General features: G+C 60.6%; 8 protein-coding genes and 1 pseudogene. 4 read left to right on the forward strand and 5 right to left on the reverse strand.

The annotated features are described in order from the left end of the window. The first annotated feature begins 16 nt into the window (after positions 1–16). Complete coding sequence (gene ppk1, locus ACIF4X_RS26670; RefSeq protein ID WP_397484367.1) at positions 17–2242, forward strand: polyphosphate kinase 1; 2226 nt, start codon at positions 17–19, stop codon at positions 2240–2242. Between the two features lie 283 nt (positions 2243–2525). Here the strand turns inward: ppk1 and ppx are convergent, their stop codons facing one another. The 5 genes from ppx to ACIF4X_RS26695 form a co-directional block, all read right to left on the reverse strand. Further along, a complete protein-coding gene (gene ppx, locus ACIF4X_RS26675) occupies positions 2526–4028 on the reverse strand; it encodes an exopolyphosphatase (protein WP_397484368.1) in 1503 nt (500 codons plus the stop codon). A gap of 234 nt (positions 4029–4262) precedes the next feature. Beyond that, positions 4263–5000, reverse strand: coding sequence for an amino acid ABC transporter ATP-binding protein (locus ACIF4X_RS26680; RefSeq protein WP_311995929.1), 738 nt, complete (start codon positions 4998–5000; stop codon positions 4263–4265). Then, on the reverse strand, positions 4987–5637 hold the full coding sequence (locus ACIF4X_RS26685; protein WP_397484369.1) for an amino acid ABC transporter permease: 651 nt from the start codon (positions 5635–5637) through the stop codon (positions 4987–4989). Before ACIF4X_RS26685 ends, ACIF4X_RS26680 begins: the two co-directional genes overlap by 14 nt. Beyond that, positions 5634–6308, reverse strand: a complete 675-nt coding sequence (locus tag ACIF4X_RS26690; RefSeq protein WP_397484370.1) for an amino acid ABC transporter permease — start codon at positions 6306–6308, stop codon at positions 5634–5636. The genes ACIF4X_RS26685 and ACIF4X_RS26690 overlap by 4 nt, the downstream gene beginning before the upstream one ends. 21 nt (positions 6309–6329) lie before the next feature. After that, complete coding sequence (locus ACIF4X_RS26695; protein ID WP_397484371.1) at positions 6330–7115, reverse strand: transporter substrate-binding domain-containing protein; 786 nt, start codon at positions 7113–7115, stop codon at positions 6330–6332. A gap of 256 nt (positions 7116–7371) precedes the next feature. Here ACIF4X_RS26695 and ACIF4X_RS26700 point away from each other — a divergent pair, with 256 nt between their 5' ends. The 3 genes and pseudogenes from ACIF4X_RS26700 to ACIF4X_RS26710 all read left to right on the forward strand — a co-directional run. Next, positions 7372–8079 (forward strand): FadR/GntR family transcriptional regulator, encoded by a 708-nt coding sequence (locus ACIF4X_RS26700; RefSeq protein ID WP_397484372.1) that lies wholly within the window; start codon positions 7372–7374, stop codon positions 8077–8079. A 120-nt stretch (positions 8080–8199) separates the two neighbouring features. Next, a complete protein-coding gene (trxA, locus tag ACIF4X_RS26705; RefSeq protein WP_003206727.1) occupies positions 8200–8529 on the forward strand; it encodes a thioredoxin TrxA in 330 nt (109 codons plus the stop codon). Between the two features lie 72 nt (positions 8530–8601). Next, positions 8602–8696 (forward strand): annotated as a pseudogene (locus ACIF4X_RS26710) (hypothetical protein); the annotation flags it as partial.

Raw genomic sequence — 8696 nt, forward strand, 5'->3', positions numbered from 1 at the left:
CTCCCAGGAACATTCAATGAATACCGAAGGACTCACGGAAGTTGCAGTAAAAGAAGCTCAACCGGTGGTCGAGCAGATCACCGAGACCCCGCCGGAACTGGAGCCTGCGCCACCCGCGCCGGTGGCCGAACCTGCGGCGGCGGTGCCGGCGATCGCCATTCCTGGTCTGGATGACAGCAGCCTGTACATCCACCGCGAGCTCTCGCAACTGCAATTCAACATCCGCGTGCTGGAACAGGCGCTGGACGAGTCCTATCCGTTGCTGGAACGCTTGAAGTTCCTGCTGATCTTCTCCAGCAACCTCGACGAATTCTTCGAAATCCGTGTCGCCGGCCTGAAGAAACAAATCACCTTCGCCCGTGAGCAGGCCGGTGCCGATGGCTTGCAGCCGCATCAGGCGCTGGCACGCATCAGCGAACTGGTTCACGGTCACGTCGATCGTCAGTACGCGATCCTCAACGACATCCTGTTGCCGGAACTGGAAAAGCATCAGGTGCGCTTCATCCGTCGCCGCAACTGGACGACCAAACTGAAGACTTGGGTTCGTCGCTATTTCCGTGACGAGATCGCGCCGATCATCACCCCGATCGGCCTCGACCCGACGCACCCGTTCCCGTTGCTGGTGAACAAGAGCTTGAACTTCATCGTCGAGCTCGAAGGTATCGATGCCTTCGGGCGCGACTCCGGTCTGGCGATCATCCCGGCGCCGCGTCTGCTGCCACGGATCATCAAGGTGCCGGAAGAAGTCGGCGGTCCCGGCGACAACTATGTGTTCCTGTCGTCGATGATCCACGCCCACGCCGATGACCTGTTCCAGGGCATGAAGGTTAAAGGCTGCTACCAGTTCCGTCTGACTCGAAACGCCGACCTGGCGCTCGACTCCGAAGACGTCGAAGACCTGGCCCGCGCCCTGCGTGGCGAGTTGTTCTCGCGTCGTTACGGCGATGCGGTGCGTCTGGAAGTCGCTGACACCTGCCCGAAACACCTCTCGGACTACCTGCTCAAGCAGTTCAACCTGAGCGAAAGCGAGCTGTATCAAGTCAACGGCCCGGTCAACCTGACCCGTCTGTTCAGCATCACCGGTCTGGACAGCCATCCGGAGCTGCAATACACGCCGTTCACTCCGCAGATCCCGAAACTGCTGCAGAACAGCGAGAACATTTTCAGCGTGGTCAGCAAGCAGGACATTCTGCTGCTGCACCCGTTCGAGTCGTTTACCCCGGTGGTCGACCTGCTGCGTCAGGCGGCGAAAGACCCGCACGTCCTCGCTGTGCGCCAGACCCTGTACCGCTCCGGCGCCAACTCCGAGATCGTCGATGCGCTGGTGGATGCCGCGCGTAACGGCAAGGAAGTCACGGCGGTCATCGAGCTGCGCGCACGGTTCGACGAAGAATCCAACCTGCAACTGGCCAGCCGTCTGCAAGCGGCCGGTGCGGTGGTGATCTACGGCGTGGTCGGCTTCAAGACCCACGCCAAGATGATGTTGATCCTGCGTCGCGAGGCCGGCGAAATCGTCCGCTACGCGCACCTCGGCACCGGTAACTACCACGCCGGCAACGCCAAGCTGTACACCGACTACAGCCTGCTGACTTCCGACGACGCCTTGTGCGAAGACGTCGGCAAACTGTTCAGCCAGTTGATCGGCATGGGTAAAACCCTGCGCATGAAGAAGTTGCTGCATGCGCCGTTCACCCTGAAGAAGGGCATGCTCGACATGATCACCCGCGAGACGCAATTTGCGCTCGACGGCAAACCGGCGCACATCATCGCCAAGTTCAACTCGCTGACCGATCCGAAGATCATTCGCGCTCTGTACAAGGCCAGCCAGTCCGGCGTGCGCATCGATCTGGTGGTGCGCGGCATGTGCTGCCTGCGTCCGGGCATCGCCGGGGTTTCGCACAACATCCACGTGCGCTCGATCATCGGCCGCTTCCTTGAGCACACGCGGGTGTTCTACTTCCTCAACGGCGGCGAAGAGCAGATGTTCCTCTCCAGTGCCGACTGGATGGAGCGCAACCTCGACAAGCGCGTCGAGACTTGCTTCCCGGTCGAAGGCAAGAAGCTGCTGACCCGCGTGAAGAAAGAGCTGGAGCTGTACCTGACTGATAACACTCATAGCTGGAGCTTGCAGTCGGATGGCCGTTACATCCGCAACACGCCTACCGGCAACCAGAACCCGCGCAGTGCGCAGGCGACGTTGCTGGAGCGGTTGGGTAGCCCGATCTTGCCGGTGAGCAGCTGAGGCCTTGAAGGTCAAAAGCCCCTCATCGGAACGCCGCCCGCCTAACCCTCTCCCGGAGGGAGAGGGACTGACCGGGTTGGATGTGCGAGTTACGCCGACCTGAACTACCGAGTCGAACTCAGGTTTTGAACAGCATGCGGTCGGCTCCCTTTCCCCCTCGCCCCCTTGGGGGAGAGGGCTGGGGTGAGGGGGATCGATCCAAAGCGCACCACCAAATCCAGCCGTACAGCCAATAAAAAAGGCGATCCAGAAGGATCGCCTTTTTTTGCACCTGAGATTTAACTCAGTGAACCGTGAGCACAATCCCCACCCGCGTCAGCCAATCCGCCTCAAGCCCGAAATCTGCCTGAGTCAGTTGATTCTCATCCAGCCAGTTCTCCGGGAACTCCACATCCAGGGTGTTGCCCTTCGCGTGCAATACCACCTGCGGCATCGTTTGCGTGCCACGAATGTGGTGGAACAGGATCGCAAAGCGCAGCAGCACGCACAGGCGAATCAGCTTGTCGCCGTCGTCACCGAAATCGGCAAACTTGTCCTTGGGAATGTTGCGGCGGTGGCCACGCACCAATAGTGCAAGCATCTGTTGGTCTTCGCGGGAGAACCCGGCGAGGTCCGAGTGCTCGATCAGGTAAGCGCCGTGCTTATGGTAATGATAGTGCGCGATATCGAGGCCGACTTCGTGCACTTTCGCTGCCCAGCCTAGGAGTTCGCGCCAGATACCGTCATCCAGCTCCCAGTCCGCCGCGACCTGATCGAACGCATGCAAGGCTTTTCGCTCAACTCGCGCAGCTTGCTCCAGGTCGACGTGGTAACGCTCCATCAGCGAGGTCAGGGTGCGTTCGCGCACGTCTTCGTGATGATGGCGGCCGAGCAGGTCGTAGAGCACGCCTTCACGCAGCGCACCGTCGCAGTGATCCATGCGTTGCAGTTCGAGGGCGTCGAAAATCGCTTCGAGAATCGCCAGACCCGCCGGGAAGATTGTCCGGCGATCAGGCTTGATGCCTTCGAAGTCGATCTTGTCGACGTCGCCGAGCTTGAACAGGCGACGCTTGAGCCAGGCCAGCCCTTCGGCATTGACCTCGCCAGTGCCGTGGCCGCCGGCCTTCAGCGCCAGACCGATGGCGCGGATGGTGCCCGAGGAGCCGATGGCTTCATCCCAGGTCAGACGATGCAGGGCGTGCTCGATGCTCATGATCTCCAGCCGCGCCGCCGTGTACGCCTGGGCGTAGCGGGCCGGGGTGATCTTGCCGTCCTTGAAGTAGCGCTGGGTGAAGCTGACGCAGCCCATTTGCAGGCTTTCGCGCAGCAGTGGTTCGAAACGCTGGCCAATGATGAACTCGGTACTGCCGCCGCCGATGTCGGCCACCAGGCGTTTGCCCGGGGTGTCGGCGAGGGTGTGCGACACGCCCAGATAAATCAGCCGTGCTTCCTCACGGCCGGAAATGACTTCCACCGGATGGCCGAGGATTTCTTCGGCGCGGTGGATGAACTCAATGCGGTTGCGCGCTTCTCGCAGGGCGTTGGTGCCGACGATGCGCACGGCGCCCAGCGGCATACCGTTGATCAGTTGGGCAAAACGCTTGAGGCAATCGAGGCCGCGCTGCATCGATTCTTCGTTGAGCTTGCGCTCATCGTCGATGCCGGCCGCCAGCTGAACCTTCTCGCCGAGGCGCTCGAGAATGCGGATTTCGCCGTTCTGGGCCTTGGCCACGACCATGTGAAAGCTGTTGGAGCCCAGGTCGATTGCGGCGATCAGGGACAGATTCTTGGCTTGGGATTGCGGCATGGTCAGGGGGTCTCGGTCGATAACCTCGACATCGTGCCACGATCAAACGCTGGCGCCAACGCGCATGGTTCAAACCGTTGATTCAGCGCAGAAAGTCTGAAGATCGCGGCGCGGCCATTCGCGAGCAAGCTCGCTCCCACAGGTTTTGCAGCGAACTCACCATAGTGGTCCAACAGAGATCCCTGTGGGAGCGAGCCTGCTCGCGAAGAGGTCATCACTGCCTCAGAAGATCTTTCAGGCTATCGCTTCCACCGTGCCAATAAAGTTCGCCAGTTCCGCCGTCTGCGGATTGGCAAACAACACCTTCGGATCCCCCACCTCATGCACCTTGCCATGGTGCATGAACACCAGTTTGTCCCCGACCTCGCGGGCAAAGCGCATTTCATGGGTGACCATGATCAATGTCATGCCTTCCTTGGCCAGTTGCCGCACCACGCTGAGCACTTCGTTGACCAGTTCCGGGTCGAGCGCCGAGGTGATTTCGTCGCAGAGCAAAACCTTCGGCGACATCGCCAGCGCCCGGGCAATCGCCACGCGCTGCTGCTGACCACCGGACAACCGATCCGGGAACGCATCGAACTTTTCCCCAAGACCCACGCGTTCGAGCATCTCCCGCGCCAGTTCCGCCGCTTTGGCTTTCGGCACCTTCTGCACCACTTGCGGCGCGAGCATGACGTTTTCGCCCACGGTCAGGTGCGGGAACAGGTTGAACTGCTGAAAGACCATGCCGACCTTCTGCCGCAGGCTGCGCAGATCGGCGCGGGCAGCGTCGAGGTATTCGCCATCGACCTCGATAACGCCGTCGTTGATCGACTCCAGGCCATTAAGCGTGCGCAGCAGGGTGGATTTGCCCGAGCCGCTGCGGCCGATGATCGCCACCACCTGGCCTTCCTCGACACTGAGGTCGATGCCTTTGAGCACGTGGTGATCGCCGTAGTATTTATGCAGGGCGGAAATTCTAAGCAGAGGCATGCAGTCTCCTTTCCAGGTAGCGCGCACTGAGGGACAAGGGGTAGCAGAGCAGGAAGTAGCCGAGGGCGACGAGGCCGTAGACCATGAACGGTTCAAACGTGGCGTTGGCGAGCATGCCGCCAGTCTTGGTCAGCTCTGTGAAGCCGATAATTGAGGTCACCGCGGTGCCCTTGACCACTTGCACCGAGAAGCCCACGGTCGGCGCCACGGCAATGCGCAGCGCTTGCGGCAGGATCACGTAGCGCAGCTGTTCCAGTGGGTTCAGCGCCAGACTCGCCGAGGCTTCCCATTGGCCATTGGAGATCGACTCGACACAGCCGCGCCAGATCTCTGCCAGATAGGCGCTGGTGAACAAGGTCAGGGCAATCGCCGCGGCCATCCACGGCGATATTTCGATCCCGGCCAAGGCCACGCCGAAGAACACCAGAAACAGCTGCATCAACAGTGGCGTGCCCTGGAACAACTCGATCCAGGTGCGGGCGATGCTGCTCGACACAGGGTTTTTCGAAATGCGCATGATCAGGATCAGCAGCCCGACGATCCCGCCACCGATAAACGCCACCAGCGACAACGCCAGCGTCCATTGCAGGCCGACGAGCAGGTTGCGCAGGATGTCCCAGAAGGTGAAATCGCTCATGCGCGGCTCCCGCTTCGACTGATATAGCGGCGACCGATCCAGTTCAGTAACTGGCGAATCAGCAGCGCCATGCACAGGTAGATCAGCGTGGTCAGCGCATAGGTTTCAAAAGCGCGGAAGTTGCGCGACTGAATGAAGTTGGCGGCGAAGCTCAGCTCTTCGGTGGCGATCTGCGAACACACCGCCGAGCCGAGCATGACAATGATGATCTGGCTGCTCAGCGCCGGCCAAACCTTGCCCAGCGCCGGCAGCAGCACCACATGGCGGAACGCTTCGAAACGCGTCATCGCCAGCGCCGCTGCGGCCTCCAGCTGCCCGCGCGGAATCGCCTGAATGCCGGCACGAATAATCTCGGTCGAATACGCGCCGAGGTTGATCACCATCGCCAGCACCGCTGCCTGCCACTCGGAAATCTGCACGCCCAGCGACGGCAGCCCGAAGAAGATAAAGAACAACTGCACCAGAAACGGCGTGTTGCGGATCAACTCGACGTAGACGCCGAATATCGCCGAGAACGGGCGGATGTTCCACGCCCGCACCAGTGCCCCGACAATCCCGACGCCGACCCCGAGCAGCGCACCGATGGCCGTCAGCTCAAGGGTGAACAGTGCGCCCCGCAGCAACAGGTCGGTGTTCTGCACCACCGGCATGAAATCGAACTGATAAGCCATGAAGTTCTCCCGCGCAGTCGATCAGAGATCGGCCGGCAGCGGCTCTTTCAGCCAGGTCTGCGAATTCTTTTCCAGGGCGCCGTCAGCCTTGGCGCTGGTCAGGATGTCGTTGACCTTGGCCAGCAGCGCCGCTTCGTTCTTGTTCACGCCGACGTAGACTGGCGAATCCTTGAGCTTCACTTTCAGCGCCGGCACGCGTTTCGGGTTCTTTTCACTGATCGCGACCATCACCACGTTGCCGCTGGCGATCAGGTCGACCTGGCCGGCGAGGTAGGCGGCGATGGTCGAGTTGTTGTCTTCGAAGCGCTTGATGGTCACGCCTTCAGGAGCGACTTTGCTCAGCTCGATGTCTTCGATGGCGCCACGGGTGACGCTGATGGTCTTGCCCTTGAGGTCGTCGAGGCTGGCGATGGCGGCGTCTGGCGGGCCGAACACGGCGAGGTAGAAGGGTGCGTAGGCGTGGGAGAAATCGATGACTTTTTCGCGCTCAGGGTTTTTGCCGAGGCTGGAAATCACCAGATCGACCTTGCCGGTGGTCAGAAACGGGATGCGGTTGGTGCTGTTGACCGGGGTCAGCTCGAGTTTGACCTTGAGCTGATCGGCCAGCAGTTTTGCTGTATCGATGTCCAGACCGCGAGGTTTCATGTCCGGGCCGACCGAGCCGAACGGCGGGAAGTCCTGTGGCACCGCGACTTTCAGCGTGCCGCGTTTGACCACGTCGTCGAGACCGTCGGCGTGAGCCGGGATCTGGCTGAGCAAAAGGCTGGAAAACAGAGCGGCGAGGAGGGCGCTGTAACGCTTGGTCATGAACAATCTCCGGATCGGCGAGAAGTGATTTCTGCGATCGGACAGAGCATGGGCCGTGCCAATACACGGCTTTCGTCGCGGCAGGCCGCGGTTTCAGCGGCTTTGTTCGGTCTTACTGGTCTGAACAGTCAGGTTGTTTTTCGCACTGCTTTCGCGCATCTGTCCTGCTCGTCGAACCCCGCTGGGGCACGACTTGCCGGACTCGGCGAATAGCTTTACAACTAGCCGCACATTGGCCTGGCGCGTCTGAAAAACCATGAATTCGATTTCCCGTGCGGTACCCGAAGTGGCGCTGCAAGCGATTCGCAAACTGATCACCGAGCAGGGTTTCGGCGCGGGTGATGCCTTGCCGTCGCAGCGCGATCTGGCGCTGCAATTGGGCGTGAGCCGGGCGTCGTTGCGCGAGGCGTTGTCATCGCTGAGTGCGTTGGGTGTGGTCAGTATTCAACCGGGTAAAGGCGTGTTCGTGCAGGCGCCAGTGGAGTTGTCGCGCGGCGATAGCGCGCCGGGGTGGTCATTTGCGGCGCAAGCGTCGCCGCTGGACATCTTTCAATTGCGCTATGCGCTCGAAGGGTTTGCAGCAGGGTTGGCGGCGGTGATGTTGAGCACATTCGATCTGGATGCGCTGGAAGACAACGTCGCGGCCATGCGCGAGCAATTGAAGGTCGGCGACTTTGAAGCGGCGGCGAAACTCGACTTCGAATTTCACCGACGAATCCTGTTGGCCAGCGGCAATCAGGCGATGCTGAGCATCCTCACCGCCAGCGCCGAGATGTTCCTGGAGAGTCAGAAACTACCGTTCATCCGCGCCGAACGTGCGATGGAAACCTGGCAGGAACACCGCAAGATCCTCCGGGCCCTCGCGCGCCGGGCGTCGGGTGCGGCGCAAAAAGCCATGCAGGAGCACGTGCGCAACGCCGCCCTGCGCACTGGAATTTCCTTCATCGCCCCCGCCACGGCGTGACTTGAGCTATACCCAAACTCATCGAGTGCCATAGCAAGACTCAATCAACTGCGGCTTCCTGAACAGGGGAAGGGCGGCTATGATGGGCCACGTTTTTTTGCTTACAACCTGGAGAATTCCATGAGCAGCGATCTTATCAAACACGTTAGCGACGCTAGCTTCGAAGCCGACGTACTCAAGGCCGAAGGCGCTGTCCTGGTCGATTACTGGGCTGAATGGTGCGGTCCTTGCAAAATGATCGCTCCGGTTCTGGACGAGATTGCCGAGACTTACAAAGGCAAGCTGACCGTTGCCAAACTGAACATCGACGAAAACCAGGAAACCCCGGCCAAGCACGGCGTGCGTGGTATCCCGACGCTGATGCTGTTCAAGAACGGCAACGTTGAAGCGACCAAGGTCGGCGCCCTGTCGAAGTCGCAGCTGGCGGCTTTCCTCGACGCCAACATCTAAGCGTAGCTGTAAAGTGCCTGAAAAAAAGCCCCGCAATTAGCGGGGCTTTTTGCGTATTCAGGGCTAGACGCTCCGACCATCCCCAACAGCGTGCTGCCCGGCGGCATGTACCAGTGGCGCACCGGCAACGACACCATCACCCGTGAGCGTTTCGGTATCGAGCACTC

The organism is Pseudomonas sp. NPDC085632, from assembly GCF_044541255.1.
Classification (GTDB): domain Bacteria; phylum Pseudomonadota; class Gammaproteobacteria; order Pseudomonadales; family Pseudomonadaceae; genus Aquipseudomonas.

What these genes read in the sequence shown, in the direction of transcription:
- ACIF4X_RS26680 (WP_311995929.1), bottom strand. Translation starts at nt 5,000, where the DNA reads ATGCCTCTGCTTAGAATTTCCGCCCTGCATAAATACTACGGCGATCAC.
- ppk1 (WP_397484367.1), top strand. Translation starts at nt 17, where the DNA reads ATGAATACCGAAGGACTCACGGAAGTTGCAGTAAAAGAAGCTCAACCG.
- ppx (WP_397484368.1), bottom strand. Translation starts at nt 4,028, where the DNA reads ATGCCGCAATCCCAAGCCAAGAATCTGTCCCTGATCGCCGCAATCGAC.
- ACIF4X_RS26690 (WP_397484370.1), bottom strand. Translation starts at nt 6,308, where the DNA reads ATGGCTTATCAGTTCGATTTCATGCCGGTGGTGCAGAACACCGACCTG.
- trxA (WP_003206727.1), top strand. Translation starts at nt 8,200, where the DNA reads ATGAGCAGCGATCTTATCAAACACGTTAGCGACGCTAGCTTCGAAGCC.
- ACIF4X_RS26700 (WP_397484372.1), top strand. Translation starts at nt 7,372, where the DNA reads ATGAATTCGATTTCCCGTGCGGTACCCGAAGTGGCGCTGCAAGCGATT.
- ACIF4X_RS26695 (WP_397484371.1), bottom strand. Translation starts at nt 7,115, where the DNA reads ATGACCAAGCGTTACAGCGCCCTCCTCGCCGCTCTGTTTTCCAGCCTT.
- ACIF4X_RS26685 (WP_397484369.1), bottom strand. Translation starts at nt 5,637, where the DNA reads ATGAGCGATTTCACCTTCTGGGACATCCTGCGCAACCTGCTCGTCGGC.